The sequence below is a fragment of the Achromobacter sp. MUI-25009338 genome, assembly GCF_057359325.1.
This window is the reverse complement of record NZ_CM170627.1, coordinates 4,477,541-4,492,739: the sequence shown is the minus strand read 5'-3', so window position 1 is coordinate 4,492,739 and position 15,199 is coordinate 4,477,541. Positions and strand designations below refer to the sequence as shown.

General features: G+C 68.4%; 14 protein-coding genes. 10 read left to right on the top strand and 4 right to left on the bottom strand.

The genetic code is table 11. The annotated features are described in order from the left end of the window. Window positions 1-4 precede the first annotated feature (4 nt). The 4 genes from AC1IQ6_RS21230 to ltaE all read left to right on the top strand — a co-directional run bounded on the left by AC1IQ6_RS21230 (window position 5) and on the right by ltaE (window position 5,618). Window positions 5-1,333 (top strand): MFS transporter, encoded by a 1,329-nt coding sequence (locus AC1IQ6_RS21230; RefSeq protein WP_440130654.1) that lies wholly within the window; start codon window positions 5-7, stop codon window positions 1,331-1,333. Window positions 1,334-1,586: 253 nt separating this feature from the next. Then, a complete protein-coding gene (gene acs, locus AC1IQ6_RS21225; RefSeq protein WP_168202248.1) occupies window positions 1,587-3,566 on the top strand; it encodes an acetate--CoA ligase in 1,980 nt (659 codons plus the stop codon). Window positions 3,567-3,685: 119 nt separating this feature from the next. Beyond that, on the top strand, window positions 3,686-4,573 hold the full coding sequence (locus tag AC1IQ6_RS21220) for a DMT family transporter (RefSeq protein ID WP_102774447.1): 888 nt from the start codon (window positions 3,686-3,688) through the stop codon (window positions 4,571-4,573). Window positions 4,574-4,607: 34 nt separating this feature from the next. After that, complete coding sequence (gene ltaE / locus AC1IQ6_RS21215) at window positions 4,608-5,618, top strand: low-specificity L-threonine aldolase (protein ID WP_111826609.1); 1,011 nt, start codon at window positions 4,608-4,610, stop codon at window positions 5,616-5,618. 16 nt (window positions 5,619-5,634) lie between these two features. Here the strand turns inward: ltaE and AC1IQ6_RS21210 are convergent, their stop codons facing one another. From AC1IQ6_RS21210 to AC1IQ6_RS21200, 3 genes are all read right to left on the bottom strand, one after another. Beyond that, the gene (locus tag AC1IQ6_RS21210) at window positions 5,635-5,979 is read right to left on the bottom strand and encodes an antibiotic biosynthesis monooxygenase family protein (protein WP_102774449.1); all 345 of its coding nucleotides are present in this window, start codon (window positions 5,977-5,979) and stop codon (window positions 5,635-5,637) included. 77 nt (window positions 5,980-6,056) lie between these two features. Next, the gene (locus tag AC1IQ6_RS21205) at window positions 6,057-6,908 is read right to left on the bottom strand and encodes an NAD-dependent epimerase/dehydratase family protein (RefSeq protein ID WP_102774450.1); all 852 of its coding nucleotides are present in this window, start codon (window positions 6,906-6,908) and stop codon (window positions 6,057-6,059) included. Between the two features lie 42 nt (window positions 6,909-6,950). Next, window positions 6,951-8,597: an electron transfer flavoprotein-ubiquinone oxidoreductase gene (locus AC1IQ6_RS21200; RefSeq protein ID WP_168202249.1), complete on the bottom strand. Its 1,647-nt coding sequence runs from the start codon at window positions 8,595-8,597 to the stop codon at window positions 6,951-6,953. Between the two features lie 112 nt (window positions 8,598-8,709). On the opposite strand from AC1IQ6_RS21200, the gene AC1IQ6_RS21195 reads away from it, so the two are divergent. The 3 genes from AC1IQ6_RS21195 to AC1IQ6_RS21185 all read left to right on the top strand — a co-directional run bounded on the left by AC1IQ6_RS21195 (window position 8,710) and on the right by AC1IQ6_RS21185 (window position 10,672). Then, window positions 8,710-9,159 (top strand): acyl-CoA thioesterase, encoded by a 450-nt coding sequence (locus AC1IQ6_RS21195; RefSeq protein ID WP_181391011.1) that lies wholly within the window; start codon window positions 8,710-8,712, stop codon window positions 9,157-9,159. Between the two features lie 152 nt (window positions 9,160-9,311). Continuing rightward, window positions 9,312-10,010, top strand: a complete 699-nt coding sequence (locus AC1IQ6_RS21190; RefSeq protein ID WP_102774452.1) for a CoA transferase subunit A — start codon at window positions 9,312-9,314, stop codon at window positions 10,008-10,010. An 11-nt stretch (window positions 10,011-10,021) separates the two neighbouring features. Then, a complete protein-coding gene (locus AC1IQ6_RS21185; protein ID WP_111826613.1) occupies window positions 10,022-10,672 on the top strand; it encodes a CoA transferase subunit B in 651 nt (216 codons plus the stop codon). Between the two features lie 93 nt (window positions 10,673-10,765). Here AC1IQ6_RS21185 and AC1IQ6_RS21180 read toward each other — a convergent pair whose 3' ends face one another. Continuing rightward, complete coding sequence (locus AC1IQ6_RS21180) at window positions 10,766-11,227, bottom strand: GNAT family N-acetyltransferase (protein ID WP_485865263.1); 462 nt, start codon at window positions 11,225-11,227, stop codon at window positions 10,766-10,768. Between the two features lie 182 nt (window positions 11,228-11,409). Here AC1IQ6_RS21180 and AC1IQ6_RS21175 point away from each other — a divergent pair, with 182 nt between their 5' ends. Genes AC1IQ6_RS21175 through AC1IQ6_RS21165 form a run of 3 tightly spaced genes read left to right on the top strand, consistent with a single transcriptional unit; the run spans window position 11,410 to window position 15,190 of the window. Next, window positions 11,410-12,285, top strand: a complete 876-nt coding sequence (locus tag AC1IQ6_RS21175) for a MurR/RpiR family transcriptional regulator (protein ID WP_102774455.1) — start codon at window positions 11,410-11,412, stop codon at window positions 12,283-12,285. After that, on the top strand, window positions 12,282-13,262 hold the full coding sequence (locus AC1IQ6_RS21170) for an isoaspartyl peptidase/L-asparaginase family protein (RefSeq protein ID WP_102774456.1): 981 nt from the start codon (window positions 12,282-12,284) through the stop codon (window positions 13,260-13,262). Before AC1IQ6_RS21175 ends, AC1IQ6_RS21170 begins: the two co-directional genes overlap by 4 nt. A 44-nt stretch (window positions 13,263-13,306) precedes the next feature. Next, window positions 13,307-15,190, top strand: a complete 1,884-nt coding sequence (locus AC1IQ6_RS21165; protein WP_111826615.1) for a dipeptide ABC transporter ATP-binding protein — start codon at window positions 13,307-13,309, stop codon at window positions 15,188-15,190. Window positions 15,191-15,199 lie beyond the last annotated feature (9 nt).

Below are 15,199 nucleotides of genomic sequence, written 5' to 3'. Positions count from 1 at the left end.
TGGCATGCCGCCGCAGGCGCCGTCCGGCGCTTGCGCGAAAAACGCCGGGGCAGGCGACGACAGTCCCCTGAACCCCGGCGTGGCCAGGCGCGAAGTCTGGGCCTGGGCCATGTACGACTTCGCCAATTCCGGCTACACCACCGTGATCCTCACGGCGGTGTTCAGCACTTATTTCGTCGGCGTGGTGGGCGGGCGCGCCCCGTGGGCCACGCTGGCATGGACCGCGGCGCTGTCGCTGTCCTATCTGCTCATCATGCTGACCATGCCCAGCCTGGGCGCCCGCGCCGACGCGCGCGCCGGCAAGCGCCGCCTGCTCTACGCGAGCACGGTGGGCTGCGTCGCGGCCACGCTGATGCTGACCCAGGCGGGTCCGGGCGATGTCTGGCTGGCGCTGGCCGCCATCGTCGTCTCCAACTACTGCTATTGCGTGGGCGAGTCGGTGGTCGCGGCCTTCCTGCCCGAACTCGCCAGGCCCTCGGCGCTAGGGCGGGTCTCGGGCTGGGGCTGGAGCTTCGGCTATTTCGGCGGCATGCTGACGCTGGGCCTGTCGCTGCTGGTCGTGACGCAGGCCGAGGCGCGCGGCGCGGGCGCCGAGCAATTCGTGCCCTGGGTCGTCGTCGTCACCTGTACGGTGTTCGCGCTGGCGGCGCTGCCGTCTTTTTTCATGCTGCGCGAGCGCGCCCGGCCGCAGCCCGGCCAGACCCAGGCGCTGCACATGCTCAAGCGCCTGGCCTACGCCTGGCGCGAGACCGGACAGCACTTTCCCGAGTTCCGCCGGCTGCTGATGTGCATCGCCTGCTACCAGGCCGGCATCTCGGTGGTGATCACGCTGGCGGCCGTCTACGCCTCGGAAGTCATGGGCTTCACCACGCCCCAGATCATGCTGCTGGTGTTCACCGTGAACATCGGCGCGGCGGCGGGCGCGTTCTCGTTCGGCTACGTGCAGGACCGCATCGGCCACAAGCCGGCGCTGGCCATCACGCTGGCCGGCTGGATCGCGATGGTGCTGGTGGCCTACGCCGCCGTGACCGCGCCGGTGTTCTGGGTGGCCGCCACGCTGGCCGGGCTGTGCATGGGCACGACCCAGAGCGCGGGCCGGGCCATGACGGGCGCGCTCGCGCCCGCGGGCCGGCTGGCAGAGTTCTATTCGCTGTGGACCTTCGCGGTGCAGCTCGCCGCCGTGATCGGTCCGCTGACCTATGGCCTGGTGACCTGGGCCACGCACGGCAACCATCGCCTGGCGATCCTGGTGACCGGCCTGTTCTTCGTCGGCGGCCTCATCCTGCTGGCGCGCGTGGACGTGCGCAGCGGCCTGGCGCGGCGGGGCGCCTGACTCGCGAAAGCGCCGCCGCGGCTGCTATCCTTATGGTCTGCCCAGCGGCGCCGCCGCCATGCGGCGCCGATGCGCCAATGGCTTGTGCGGGCCGCCAGGCCTATGCCCTGCGATCCCGGCGCTCCAGGCGCCTGCGCACGCGGACTCCGGCCCGCATTTTGCGTAAGGTGCCCGTAAGAGCGTGGCGATACGGTTGCAGGTAGGTCTGAAAAAGCGGCACAAACAACAGAATCACCGATTGGAGACAAAAATCATGTCGAACGCTATTGAGTCCGTACTGGTGGAAACCCGCGTATTCCCGCCGCCCGAGCGCGCGGCGCAGGGCGCCGCGATTCCCAGCATGGACGCCTACAACGCGCTGTGCGCCCAGGTCGAGAACGATTTCGACGGCTTCTGGGCCGGCCAGGCGCGCGACAACCTGCAATGGACCAAGCCCTTCACGCAGGTCCTCGACGAATCCGACGCGCCGTTCTACCGCTGGTTCGGCGACGGCGAACTCAACGTTTCGGCCAACTGCCTGGACGTGCACCTCACCAACGGCAACGCCGACAAGACCGCCATCATCTTCGAATCCGACGACGGCAAGGTCGACAAGATCACGTACCGCGAACTGCTGGCGCGCGTGTGCCGCTTCGCCAACGGCATCGCCGCGCTGGGCTACAAGAAGGGCGACCGCGCCATCATCTACATGCCGATGTCGATCGAAGCCGTGGTCGCCATGCAGGCCTGCGCGCGCCTGGGCGTGACGCACTCGGTGGTGTTCGGCGGCTTCTCGGCCAAGAGCCTGCAGGAGCGCATCGTGGACGTGGGCGCCACGCTGGTCATCACGGCCGACGAGCAGGTGCGCGGCGGCAAGACCATCCCGCTCAAGCCGGCGGTCGAGGAAGCCTTCGCCATGGGCGGCTGCGAAGCCGTCTCCAAGGTCATCGTGTACCGCCGCACCGGCGGCAAGGTGCAGTGGAACGAAGGCCGCGACCTCTGGATGCATGACGTGGAGGCCGGCCAGGCCGACACCTGCGAACCGGTGCCGGTCAACGCCGAGCACCCGCTGTTCATCCTCTACACCTCCGGCTCCACCGGCAAGCCCAAGGGCGTGCAGCACTCGTCGGCGGGCTACCTGCTGTGGGCGCTGCTGACCGTGAAGTGGACCTTCGACGCGCGCAAGGACGACGTCTACTGGTGCACGGCCGACGTGGGCTGGGTCACCGGCCACACCTACATCACCTACGGCCCGCTGGCCGCCGGCCTGACGCAGGTGGTGTTCGAGGGCGTGCCCACCTACCCGAACGCCGGCCGCTTCTGGGACATGATCGCGCGCCACAAGGTCAACACCTTCTACACCGCGCCCACGGCGATCCGCTCGCTGATCAAGGCGGCCGAGGCCACGCCCGAAGCGCATCCCGGCAACTACGATCTCGACAGCCTGCGCATCATCGGCACGGTGGGCGAGCCCATCAACCCCGAAGCCTGGATGTGGTATCACAAGAACGTGGGCCGCGAGCGTTGCCCCATCGTGGACACCTGGTGGCAGACCGAGACCGGCGGGCACATGATCACCCCGCTGCCCGGCGCCACGCCGACCAAGCCGGGTTCCTGCACCTTGCCTCTGCCTGGCATCGCGGCGGCCATCGTCGACGAGACCGGCGCCGACGTCGAGCAGGGCAACGGCGGCTTCCTGGTGGTCAAGCGTCCGTGGCCGGCCATGATCCGCAACATCTGGGGCGACCCGGAGCGCTTCAAGAAAAGCTATTTCCCGTCCGAGCTTCGCGGCTACTACCTGGCCGGCGACGGCGCGCAGCGCGACGCTGACGGCTATTTCTGGATCATGGGCCGCATCGACGACGTGCTGAACGTCTCCGGCCACCGCCTGGGCACGATGGAAGTCGAATCGGCCCTGGTGGCCCACGAAATGGTGGCCGAGGCCGCGGTGGTGGGCCGTCCGGACGATACGACGGGCGAGGCCGTGGTGGCCTTCGTGGTGCTCAAGCGCGCCCGCCCCGAAGGCGACGAGGCGCAGGCCATCGCCAAGACGCTGCGCGACTGGGTGGCCAGGGAAATCGGCCCCATCGCCAAGCCCAAGGACATCCGCTTCGGCGACAACCTGCCCAAGACGCGTTCGGGCAAGATCATGCGCCGCCTGCTGCGCGTGGTCGCCAAGGGCGAGGAAGTCACGCAGGACGTCTCCACGCTGGAGAACCCCGCCATCCTGGAACAGCTGTCCAAGCCGCTGTGAGCGGGCCCGGCCGGCGCCGTCCGGCCGCGCGCTGCGCGACAGGCGCATAATGTGAGGCGCCCGTGCTCTTTCCGGCACGGGCGCCTTCTTTTTTTCTCGAACAACACGGAGTCGAAGACGTGAGCCGCAGCAGTTTCGATCGCGCAGGGCTGGCCCTGATGCTCAGCACCATCCTGGTCTGGGCGGGTAGCTGGATCGCGATGAAGCTGATCGTGCCCTACATCGGCCCGTTCGATTTCGTCGCGCTGCGCTACGTATCGGGCAGCCTGGTGCTGTTCGCGCTGGCCATCGCGACCCGCCGGCCGCTGGCCATGCCGCCGTGGAAGCTGACGCTGCTGATCGGCCTGACCCAGACCGCGGGCTTCCAGGGCTTCGTGCAGACCGCGCTGGTGACGGGCGGGGTCGGCAAGGTCTCGCTCATGGCCTACACCATGCCGTTCTGGGTGATCCTGTTCGCATGGTGGCTGCTGCGCGAACGGCCCACCGCCACGCACGCGCTGGGCATCGGCCTGGCCGCCGTCGGCCTGGTGTGCTTCGTCGAGCCCTGGAACGGCCTGGGCGACATCCGGCCGGTGCTGCTGGGGCTGGGCAGCGGCCTGAGCTGGGGCGTGGGCACCGTGCTGTCCAAGCGCATGTTCGAGCGTCACGCGCCGGACGTGATGACGTTCACCGCGTGGCAGATGCTGTTCGGCGGCCTGGTGATGGTGCCGGTGGCCTGGCTCATGCCGCAGATGCCGGCGCAATGGGGCTGGCAGCTCTGGGCCGGCATGGTCTATATCGTGCTGATCGCCACCGCCGCGGGCTGGCTGCTGTGGCTGCAGGTCGTGCGCCGGGTGCCGGCCTCCATCGCCGGCCTGTCCAGCCTGGGCGTGCCGGTGGTGGCCATGCTGCTGGCCTGGCTGCTGCTGTCCGAGCGGCCCACTGCCGTGGAACTGGGCGGCATGGCGCTGATCCTGGCCGGCATCTGGGTGGTGAGCCGCGCCGCGCCGGCCCAGCGCGCCGACTGACCGGACTCCCCATCCCATTTATCGAGGACTAATCATGATCGATCTGCGCAGCGACACCGTCACCCGACCCTCGGCGGCCATGCTGCAGGCCATGGTCGCCGCGCCGCTGGGCGATGACGTGATGGGCGACGATCCCACCGTGATCCGGCTGCAGGAAGCGGTGGCCGCGCGCGCCGGCAAGGAGGCGGGCCTGTTCTTCCCGTCCGGCACGCAGAGCAACCTGGGCGCGCTGATGGCGCATTGCGGGCGCGGCGACGAATACCTGGTGGGCCAGCTGGCCCATACCTACAAGTACGAAGGGGGCGGGGCGGCCGTGCTGGGCAGCATCCAGCCGCAGCCGATCGAGCACGCCGAAGACGGCACGCTGCCGCTGGAAAAACTGGCGGCGGCGCTCAAGCCGGCCGACGACGCGCACTTCGCGCGCACCCGTTTGCTGGCGCTGGAGAACACCTTCCACGGCAAGCTGATCCCGGCCGCCTACGTGCAGGCCGCCACCGACTGGGCGCGCCGCCACGGCCTGGCCACGCATCTGGACGGCGCGCGCGTGTTCAACGCGTCCGTGGCCAGCGGCCTGCCGTTGGCGCAGCTGTGCCAACCCTTCGATACGGTGTCGATCTGTTTTTCCAAGGGCCTGGGCGCGCCGGTGGGCTCGGTCCTGGCGGGCAGCGCCGAACTGATCGCGCGCGCCCACCGCTGGCGCAAGATGCTGGGCGGCGGCCTGCGCCAGGCCGGCGTACTGGCCGCGGCCTGCCTGTACGCGCTGGAACACAACGTCGAGCGCCTGGCCGAAGACCATTCCAATGCGCGCCTGTTGGCCGAGGGCTTGCGCGGCATCGCCGGCGTCAGGGTGCTGAGCCAGGACACCAACATGGTGTTCGCCGAATTCGAGCCCGCGCGCTGCGAGGCGCTGACCGCCGCGCTAGGCGCCGAGGGCATTCTGATGCGCGCCGTCTATGGCGGCCCGACGCGCCTGGTCACGCACCTGGACGTGTCCGCCGACGACGTGCGCCGGGTGGTCCAGGCCGTGGCGCGGCACCTGGCCTGAGGCCGCGGGCGCAGCCTCAGCCGTGCCGTTCGCGGCTGTCGGCCGGGGCCTGTTCGCGCTCGTGCATGCCGTAGTCGCGCAGCACCTGTGCGACCCGCAGCCGGTAGCCGGCGAACACGCCGCCGCGCCCGGCTTCCTGCGCGCGGCGGTGCGATTCCAGCGAGCGCCAGCGCCGCACGGCGTCTTCATCGCGCCAGAACGATAGCGACAGCAGCTTGCCCGGCTGACTCAGGCTCTGGAAGCGTTCGACGGAAATAAAGCCGTCGACGGCCCGCAGTTCCTCGACCAGTCCCGCGGCGATGGCCAGATAGGGCTCGGGGTTGCCGTCGGCCGGCTCGACTTCGAATATCACGGCGATCATGGGGTGTGGTCCTTGGCAGTGTCGGGATGGCGCCAGTATCCGGCGCGTGCGCGGCCCACGCTTCGGCGCGCGGCGAACTATGCCTGCGGCGGCCGGGCCTCGGCCAGCAGCGCGGCGTAGCCCAGGCGCGAGTCGGGCCACTGCAGCGTGAAGCCGCTGGCGCGCAGACGGGCGTTGCTGAGTTTCTTGCTGCCGACGTTGGCCGGGGCGGGCGCGGTGCGCGGCGCGGGCGCGCCGGCCAGCCTGGCCAGCTCGGCGTACAGCGTATGCAGGGGCAGCGGCGTGTCGTCGCAGCCGATGTACACCGGCGCGGCCTCGGGCAGCAGCGCCAGATGCGCCACGGCCGCGGCGGCGTCGTCGATATGGATGCGGTTGGCCCAGTGTTCGGGCTGGCGCGGCGCGCCGGCCGCGCCGCTGCGCAGGCGTTCGATCAGCTGCAGCCGGCCCGGGCCGTACAGGCCCGCCAGCCGCAGCGCCGTGGCGGGCAGGCCGCGCGCCGCCAGCGCGGCCTCGGCCTGCAGCAATATGCGGCCATTCTCGCCCAGGGGAGCAGGGGGCGTGTCTTCGGTGACCCAGTCGCCGTCGTGCTCGCCATAGACGGCGCTGGAGGACACGAACACGATCCGCGCCAGCCGCGAGGCGTCCAGCGCGTCCAGCACCCGCGCCAGGCCGTCGATGAATACGCCGCGATAGGCCGCGGCGTCGCGCGCGCCGGGCGCAGGCAGGTGGATCAGGCGCGTGACGCCTTGCGGCAGCGCGCCGATTCCGCCGGGCGCGGCGATGTCGCCGCGCAGCCAGCGGATGCCCGAAGGGCCGTCGGCCGGCGGATGGCGGCGCAGGGCATGGACCTCGTCGCCGCGCGCCAGGAAGCGCCGGGCGACCCGCAGGCCCAGGTCGCCGCAGCCGATGAGCAGCACGCGTTCGGTCATGGGATTCGCGCCATTGCGCGCCGCCCCGCGGGGCGGCGCCGCTTACATGCCGCTGTAGACCGGACCTTCGCCGCCTTGCGGCGCCACCCAGACGATGTTCTGGGTCGGGTCCTTGATGTCGCAGGTCTTGCAGTGCACACAGTTCTGCGCGTTGATCTGCAAGCGGTCCTCGCCGTGGTCGTCCTTGACGAACTCATAGACGCCCGCGGGACAGTAGCGCGCTTCGGGCCCGCCGTACTTGGCCAGGTTGATCCGCACCGGAACGGTGGGGTCCTTCAGCGTCAGGTGGATGGGCTCGTTCTCTTCGTGGTTGGTGTTCGAGATGAACACCGAACTGAGCTTGTCGAAGGTGAGCTTGCCGTCCGGCTTGGGATAGTCGATGCGCGCGCATTGCGAGGCCGGCTGCAGGCAGGCGTGATCGGGCTTGTTGTGGCGCAGGGTCCAGGGCATCTTGCCCTTGAACACCAGCTGCTCGATGCCGGTCATCAGCGTGGCGATCGTGCGGCCCTTCTTGAACCACTGCTTGAAGTTGCGCGCCTTGTTCAGCTCGGCGTGCAGCCACGAGGCTTCGAAGGCCTGCGGATAGGCGGACAGCTCGTCCTGGCGGCGATCCGCGACCAGGGCGTCGAAGGCCGCTTCGGCGGCCAGCTTGCCGGACTTGATGGCGGCGTGGCTGCCCTTGATGCGCGAGGCGTTGAGGAAGCCCGCTTCGCAGCCGACCAGCACGCCGCCCGGGAAGGTCAGCTTGGGCAGCGCCAGCAGGCCGCCGGCCGTGATGGCGCGCGCGCCGTAGGCGATGCGCTTGCCGCCTTCGAAGGTGCCGCGGATGGCCGGGTGCGTCTTGTAGCGCTGGAATTCGTCGAACGGCGACAGCCACGGGTTGGCGTAGTCCAGGCCCACGATCATGCCGACGGCCACCAGGTTGTTGTCCAGGTGGTAGAGGAACGAGCCGCCGTAGGTGTCGGAATCCAGCGGCCAGCCGGCCGTGTGGATGACCAGGCCCGGCTTGGACTGGGCCGGATCGACTTCCCACATTTCCTTGATGCCGATGCCGTAGGACTGCGGGTTGCGGCCTTCGTCGAGCTTGTAGCGTTCGATCAGCTGGCGGCCGAGCTGGCCGCGCGCGCCTTCGGCGAACACTGTGTAGCGGGCATGCAGCTCCATGCCGGGCTGGTAGTGGTCGGTGTGGCTGCCGTCGCGCGCCACGCCCATGTCGCCCGTGGCCACGCCGCGCACCGCGCCCTTGTCGTCATACAGGACTTCCACCGCGGCGAAGCCGGGGAAGATGTCCACGCCCAGCGCCTCGGCCTGTTCGCCCAGCCATTTCACCACGTCGCCGAGGCGCACGATGTAATTGCCTTCGTTGTGGAAACAGGGCGGCAGCAGCCAGTTGGGGGTCGCGCGCGCGCCGTTCTCCGACAGGAACAGGAACTTGTCCTGCGTGACGGGCACGTTCAGCGGCGCGCCTTTTTCTTTCCAGTCGGGGATCAGCTCGGTCAGCGCCAGCGGGTCCATGACGGCGCCGGACAGGATGTGCGCGCCGAGTTCAGCGCCTTTTTCAAGTACGCAGACGCCGATCTCCTGGTTCTTTTCAGCGGCCAACTGCTTCAGACGGATAGCAGTGGCCAGGCCGGCGGGTCCACCGCCGACCACGACCACGTCATATTCCATCGACTCGCGTTCAGACATTTGCAAAGCTCCCCGTATGTATTCCATATTTGGCTGGAAGTATTATCGGCGATTGTATTGCAGGCGGAGCCATGCCTGCCTTCGTATTTCATTCAGCCATCAGGAGTTATTGGTGAACCCGGACAATCTGTCTGCACGGATTCTTGCGGTGGGCGATACCCACCAGACGGAATTGCCTTTGCGTTGGGGCGATTCCGACGCTTTGAACCATCTCAACAACACGCTGTATTTTCGGCTCATGGAAGAGGCGCGGATGCAGATCCTCTATGGCGCCGGCTTCAAGCTGCCCTCAGAGACGGGCCTGATCCTGGCTCACGCATCCTGCGATTTCCTGCGTTCCTTCACCTATCCCGCGGACGTGCTCGTCAAGCACACGGTCACGCGCATCGGCCGTTCCAGCGCCGAATTCGAGCTGACCCTGGAGAAGGCCGGCGACCCGAGCGGCCCCTATGCGCGCGGGCGCAACGTGCTAGTCTGGATGGACTACGTGGCCAACGTGTCCGCCCCGTGGCCGCAGCAGGTGCTGGCGCAACTGGGCGCCATGTTCACGCCGGCCGCCTGAGGGACGCGCCGCGACTGCGGCAAAATGGCGATGGCGCCGGCCGGTCATGCCGGTAAAATCGAACGCAAAGCACAATAGCAACAGGAAAAACAGGGTCCGTTGCGGCGCGGGACGGGCTCTCTACGGTTTTACCTTAACTAGGAGTTGGAGCGATGGACAAGGTTTATGCAAGCGCGCAGGAGGCGCTGGCAGGCATCGTCAAGGACGGCCAGATGATTGCCGTCGGCGGTTTCGGCCTTTGCGGCATTCCGGAGGCGCTGATCGCCGCGTTGCGCGATTCGGGCGTCAAGGATCTCACCTGCGTGAGCAATAACGCGGGCGTCGACGGCTTCGGCCTCGGCCAGCTGCTCAACACGCGGCAGGTGCGCAAGATGATCGCCTCGTACGTGGGCGAGAACAAGGAATTCGAACGCCAGTACCTGTCGGGCGAGCTCGAACTCGAATTCACGCCGCAGGGCACGCTGGCCGAGAAGCTGCGCGCCGGCGGCGCCGGCATCCCGGCCTTCTTCACCCGCACCGGCGTGGGCACCATCGTCGCCGACGGCAAGGAAATCCGCGAATTCGACGGCCATCAGTACGTGATGGAGCGTTCGCTGGTGCCGGACGTGTCGCTGGTCAAGGCCTACATCGCCGACCGTAGCGGCAACCTGGTGTTCCGCAAGACCGCGCGCAACTTCAACCCCAACGTCGCCATGGCCGGCAAGCTGACCGTGGTCGAGGTCGAGAAAATCGTTGACACCGGCAGCCTGGACCCCGACCAGATCCATCTGCCCGGCATCTATGTGCAACGGATCGTGCTCAACGCCACGCCCGAAAAGCGCATCGAACAACGCACCACTCGCCCGGCCTAAGGAGAACAGACATGGCATGGTCCCGCGATGAAATGGCGGCTCGCGCCGCGCGCGAACTGCAAGACGGTTTTTACGTGAACCTGGGCATCGGCTTGCCGACCCTGGTGGCCAACCACGTGCCCAAGGGCGTGGAAGTGTGGCTGCAATCCGAGAACGGCCTGCTGGGCATCGGCCCGTTCCCCACCGACGACGAGGTCGACGCCGACCTCATCAACGCCGGCAAGCAGACGGTGACGACGCTGCCGGGCTCTTCGATCTTCTCCTCGGCCGATTCGTTCGCGATGATCCGCGGCGGCAAAATCAACCTGGCCATCCTCGGCGCCATGCAGGTCTCCGAAAAGGGCGACCTGGCGAACTGGATGATCCCGGGCAAGATGGTCAAGGGCATGGGCGGCGCCATGGACCTGGTGGCCGGCGTGGGCCGCGTCGTGGTCCTGATGGAGCACGTGGCCAAGAAGAAGGACGGCACCGAGGACATCAAGCTGCTGCCCGAATGCACGCTGCCCCTGACGGGCGTGGGCGTGGTCGACCTGATCATCACCGACCTGGGCGTGATGGAAGTCACCGAAAACGGCCTGAAGCTGCTGGAACTGGCTCCGGGCGTGACGGCCGACGAAATCCAGTCCAAGACCCAGGCCAAGCTCGACGTGTCCGGCGTGTGATGCCGGGCCGTTGACCGGCCGAGTCTTTCGACGCCCCGCGAGGGGCGTTTTTGTTTTTTGCGGAAAGGACGGGCGGCTGGAGCCGTCCTTCGATCAAGCCCCGCCCGCTTCCAACAACATCCCCACATGCGGGATGCCATCCTCCATATATTCCTCGGTGACCGCCACGAACCCGTGTCCGCCGTAGTACCCGCGCAGCCGCGCCTGCGCGCCCAGGTACACCGGCTGGCCGGGCCACAGGCGTTCGACCTCGGCCTTGGCGCGGCGCATCAGTTCGTGGCCCAGGCCGGCGCCGCGCGCGGCCGGCGCGGTGATCACGCGGCCGATGACGGCGCGGCCGTCGTTCAGGGCCGGTTCCAGCAGGCGGCAATAGGCCAGCAGCGCGCCGTCCTGCCAGGCCATCAGGTGTTCGGTCGCGCCGTTCAGGTCCTTGCCGTCCATGTCGAGGAAGACGCAGTTCTGTTCCACCACGAAGATTTCGGAGCGCAGGCGCAGGATGGCGTAGAGCTCGGCGGTGGTCAGGGCGGCGTGCGGTTTGCAGGTCCAGACGGGCATGGGGGCGTGCGGCAGGAGAGGGAGGGGCGGATAGGGTACCGCATGCCGGCGCCGCTTTTCAGGCCGCTCCGTTACATTTTTACGCGGGTATACCCCTAGTATGAAAATCTATTTTCTTATCTAAAATTTGCATGTAAACAGATTTACATAGATCTCCGCTACACATTCCCCCCGCTTTCCCGATGACCAAGGCCGCACTCACGATCGCTGATCGGATCGCCCGGGCCCAGCCCGCGTTGAGCCGCACCCAGCACAAGATGGCCGACTACGTGCTGGCGCACCAGTTCCGGGTCGCCACCATGACCATCGACGAATTCGCCGCGGCGGTCGGGGTGTCCGTGGCCACGGCGAACCGTTTCGCGCGCGCCCTGGACCTGCCGGGCTATCCGCAATTCCGCGCCGAACTGGCGCGCGGCTTCGAGGCCGCGCTGGAGCCGGTCGAAAAGCTGCGCACCGAGCTGGCCCATTCGGCCAGCGCCGTGCAGATCTTCGCCGCCACGCTGGAAGAGGACGTGCGCAACGCGCAGCGCAACCTGCAGTCGCTGGACGCGGCCGCCTGCGAGCAGGCGGTGCAGGCCATCCTGGCGGCCGAACGCGTGTTCATCATCGGTTTCGGCGCCAGCGGTTTCCTGGCGGGGCTGCTGCAGCGCGGCCTGTGCATGCACCTGCATTCGGTCGAATCGCTGGCCGGACCCGGCGGCGTTTCGCACGCGGCGCGCCAGATGTCGCGCATGACTTCCCAGGACCTGGTGATCGCCATCGGCTTTCCGCGCTACCTGGCCGACACCGTGACCCTGGCCGGCGCGGCCCGCCAGGCCGGCGTGCCGGTGCTGGTGCTGACCGACAAGCCCACGTCGCCGCTGGCGCCCACGGCCTCCGTGGTGTTGTACGCGTATTCCGCGCGCCAGCTCAGTCCCAATTCCGAAACCGCCGCGCTCGGGCTGATCGAAGCCCTGTCGGCGGCGGTGGCCTATCGGGCCAAGAATTCCGTCGCGGCCGCCGCTGGGGTGACCCAGTCCGTCATGCCGTGGCTCATCCATGGAGTAGGTAAACGATGATTCAACCCGTGATCGCGATCCACGGCGGCGCCGGCGCGATGTCCCGCGCGGCCATGTCGCCGGAGAAAGAACAGGAATACCTCGACGCGCTGGAATCCATCCTGGCCGCCGGCCAGGCGGTGCTGGCCCAGGGCGGCAGCGCGCTGGACGCCGTGACCGAAGCGGTCCGCCTGCTGGAAGACTGCCCGCTGTTCAACGCCGGCCACGGCGCCGTGTTCACCAGCGCCGGCACCCATGAGCTGGACGCCGCCATCATGGACGGCGCCACGCTGCGCTCGGGCGCCATCGCCGGCGTGCACCGCGTGCGCAACCCGGTGTTCGCCGCGCGCAAGGTCATGGAAAACAGCAAGCACGTGTTCTTCGTGGGCGAGGGCGCCGAAGCCTACGCCAAGGAAGAGGGCCTGGAGCTGGTCGATCCGTCGTACTTCTCCACCGAAGCCCGCCGCGAGCAGCTGCTGCGCGTGCAGCGCGAGACGCCGGAAGCGGCGGTGCTGGACCACGACGGCCAGGCCCTGGTCGCGCGCGGCCAGCCCGCGCCGGCCGACCCGCTGGACGCCGACAAGAAATTCGGCACGGTGGGCGCGGTGGCGGTGGACGCCCAGGGCAACCTGGCGGCGGCCACGTCCACCGGCGGCATCACCAACAAGCAGGTCGGCCGCGTCGGCGACGCGCCGCTGATCGGCGCCGGCACCTACGCCAGCAACAAGACCTGCGCGGTGTCCACCACGGGCACCGGCGAGATGTTTATCCGCATGGTCGCCGCCTATGACGTGGCGGCGCAGATGGAGTACTGCGGCGCCACGCTGGAAGCGGCGGCGGACCGCGTCGTGCATGAAAAGCTGCCCACCATCGGCGGCAAGGGCGGCCTGGTGGCCGTGGACGCGCAGGGCAACGTGGCCCTGCCGTTCAACACGGAAGGCATGTACCGGGGCTACGCCCGGGTCGGCGAAAAGCCGGTCACCGCGATCTATCGATAAGCGGCGGCAGGTTCATTTTTTCAGTATTTGGGGAATCAAAAAAGATGGTTGATCGCGCAAACAGCCTGGCGCTGCCGGATAACCGCGTGGTCCAGGTCGACGACCTGACGGTGCGCTTCGTGGGTTCCGAGCGCACGGTCGAAGCCGTGCGCAATCTGTCGTTCCATGTGGACCGGGGCGAAACCCTGGCCATCGTGGGCGAATCGGGTTCGGGCAAGTCGGTGACGTCGCTGGCGCTCATGCGGCTGGTCGAGCACGGCGGCGGACGCATCGCCCAGGGCAGCATGGCGCTGCGCCGGCGCAACGGCTCCGTGATCGACCTGGCCGGCTCCAGCCAGCGCGTCATGCGCAATGTGCGCGGCGCGGACATGGCCATGATTTTCCAGGAGCCGATGACCTCGCTGAACCCGGTGTTCACGGCCGGCGACCAGATCGCCGAATCGATCCGCCAGCACCAGGGCAAGGACGCGGCCTCGGCCCGCGCCGAAGCCCTGCGCATGCTGGAGCAGGTGCGCATCCCGGAAGCCAGGTCGGTGCTGGACCGCTACCCGCACCAGCTCTCGGGCGGCATGCGCCAGCGCGTCATGATCGCGATGGCGCTGGCCTGCAAGCCGGCGCTGCTGATCGCCGACGAACCCACCACCGCGCTGGACGTCACCATCCAGGCGCAGATCCTGCAGCTGATCCGCCAGCTCCAGGAAGAAATGCACATGGGCGTGGTGTTCATCACCCACGACATGGGCGTGGTCGCCGAAGTGGCCGACCGCGTGCTGGTCATGTACCGCGGCGACAAGGTCGAGGAAGGCCCGTCCGACCGGGTGTTCGCCGCGCCCCAGCACCGCTATACCAAGGCGCTGCTGTCGGCCGTGCCGAAGCTGGGCGCCATGCAGGGCACCGACCTGCCGGCGCGTTTCCCGCTGCTGCAGGTCGACGGCCAGGCCCAGCCCGAGGAAGCGCCCGCCGTCAGCGCGCCGCAGGCCGGCGAGGCCAAGCGCGAGCCCATCCTGAGCGTGCGCGACCTGGTCACCCGCTTCGACCTGCGCGGCGGCATCCTGAGCCGCGTGCAGCGCCGCGTGCACGCCGTGGAGCGCGTCAGCTTCGACCTGTACCCCGGCGAAACCCTGTCGCTGGTGGGCGAGTCGGGCTGCGGCAAGTCCACCACCGGCCGCTCGCTGCTGCGCCTGGTCGACAGCCAGGGCGGCGAGATCCGCTTCGGCGGGCGCGACATCGTGCGCCTGAAGAACAACGAGCTGCAGTCCCTGCGCCGCGACATCCAGTTCGTGTTCCAGGACCCGTTCGCCTCGCTCGACCCGCGCGTGACCGTGGGCTTCTCCATCATGGAGCCGCTGCTGGTGCATGGCGTGGCAAAGGGCCGCGACGCCGAACGCCGCGTGGCCGAGCTGCTGGAGCGCGTCGGCCTGCCGGCCGAGATGGCGCAGCGCTATCCGCACGAATTCTCCGGCGGCCAGCGCCAGCGCATCTGCATCGCGCGCGCCCTGGCCCTGAACCCCAAGGTGGTGATCGCCGACGAATCCGTGTCGGCGCTGGACGTCTCGATCCAGGCGCAGATCGTGAACCTGCTGATCGACCTGCAGCGCGACATGGGCATTTCGTTCCTGTTCATCTCGCACGACATGGCCGTGGTCGAACGCGTCAGCCACCGCGTGGCGGTGATGTACCTGGGCCAGATCGTCGAGATCGGCCCGCGCCGCGCCATTTTCGAGAACCCGCAGCACCCGTACACCAAGAAGCTGATGTCGGCCGTGCCGATCGCCGATCCGGCGCGCCGCCACCTCAAGCGCGCGTTGCTGTCCGATGAAATCCCAAGCCCGATCCGCAAACTGGGCGACGAGCCGGTGGTGCAGCCGCTGGTGCAGGTCGGAACGGATCACTTCGTCGCCCGCCATGCGGTCGGCGGAGCGTATTGAGTCTTTGCC

What these genes read in the sequence shown, in the direction of transcription:
- acs (WP_168202248.1), top strand. Translation starts at nt 1,587, where the DNA reads ATGTCGAACGCTATTGAGTCCGTACTGGTGGAAACCCGCGTATTCCCG.
- AC1IQ6_RS21180 (WP_485865263.1), bottom strand. Translation starts at nt 11,227, where the DNA reads ATGCCCGTCTGGACCTGCAAACCGCACGCCGCCCTGACCACCGCCGAG.
- AC1IQ6_RS21200 (WP_168202249.1), bottom strand. Translation starts at nt 8,597, where the DNA reads ATGTCTGAACGCGAGTCGATGGAATATGACGTGGTCGTGGTCGGCGGT.
- AC1IQ6_RS21210 (WP_102774449.1), bottom strand. Translation starts at nt 5,979, where the DNA reads ATGATCGCCGTGATATTCGAAGTCGAGCCGGCCGACGGCAACCCCGAG.
- AC1IQ6_RS21185 (WP_111826613.1), top strand. Translation starts at nt 10,022, where the DNA reads ATGGCATGGTCCCGCGATGAAATGGCGGCTCGCGCCGCGCGCGAACTG.
- ltaE (WP_111826609.1), top strand. Translation starts at nt 4,608, where the DNA reads ATGATCGATCTGCGCAGCGACACCGTCACCCGACCCTCGGCGGCCATG.
- AC1IQ6_RS21205 (WP_102774450.1), bottom strand. Translation starts at nt 6,908, where the DNA reads ATGACCGAACGCGTGCTGCTCATCGGCTGCGGCGACCTGGGCCTGCGG.
- AC1IQ6_RS21170 (WP_102774456.1), top strand. Translation starts at nt 12,282, where the DNA reads ATGATTCAACCCGTGATCGCGATCCACGGCGGCGCCGGCGCGATGTCC.
- AC1IQ6_RS21175 (WP_102774455.1), top strand. Translation starts at nt 11,410, where the DNA reads ATGACCAAGGCCGCACTCACGATCGCTGATCGGATCGCCCGGGCCCAG.
- AC1IQ6_RS21165 (WP_111826615.1), top strand. Translation starts at nt 13,307, where the DNA reads ATGGTTGATCGCGCAAACAGCCTGGCGCTGCCGGATAACCGCGTGGTC.
- AC1IQ6_RS21190 (WP_102774452.1), top strand. Translation starts at nt 9,312, where the DNA reads ATGGACAAGGTTTATGCAAGCGCGCAGGAGGCGCTGGCAGGCATCGTC.
- AC1IQ6_RS21230 (WP_440130654.1), top strand. Translation starts at nt 5, where the DNA reads ATGCCGCCGCAGGCGCCGTCCGGCGCTTGCGCGAAAAACGCCGGGGCA.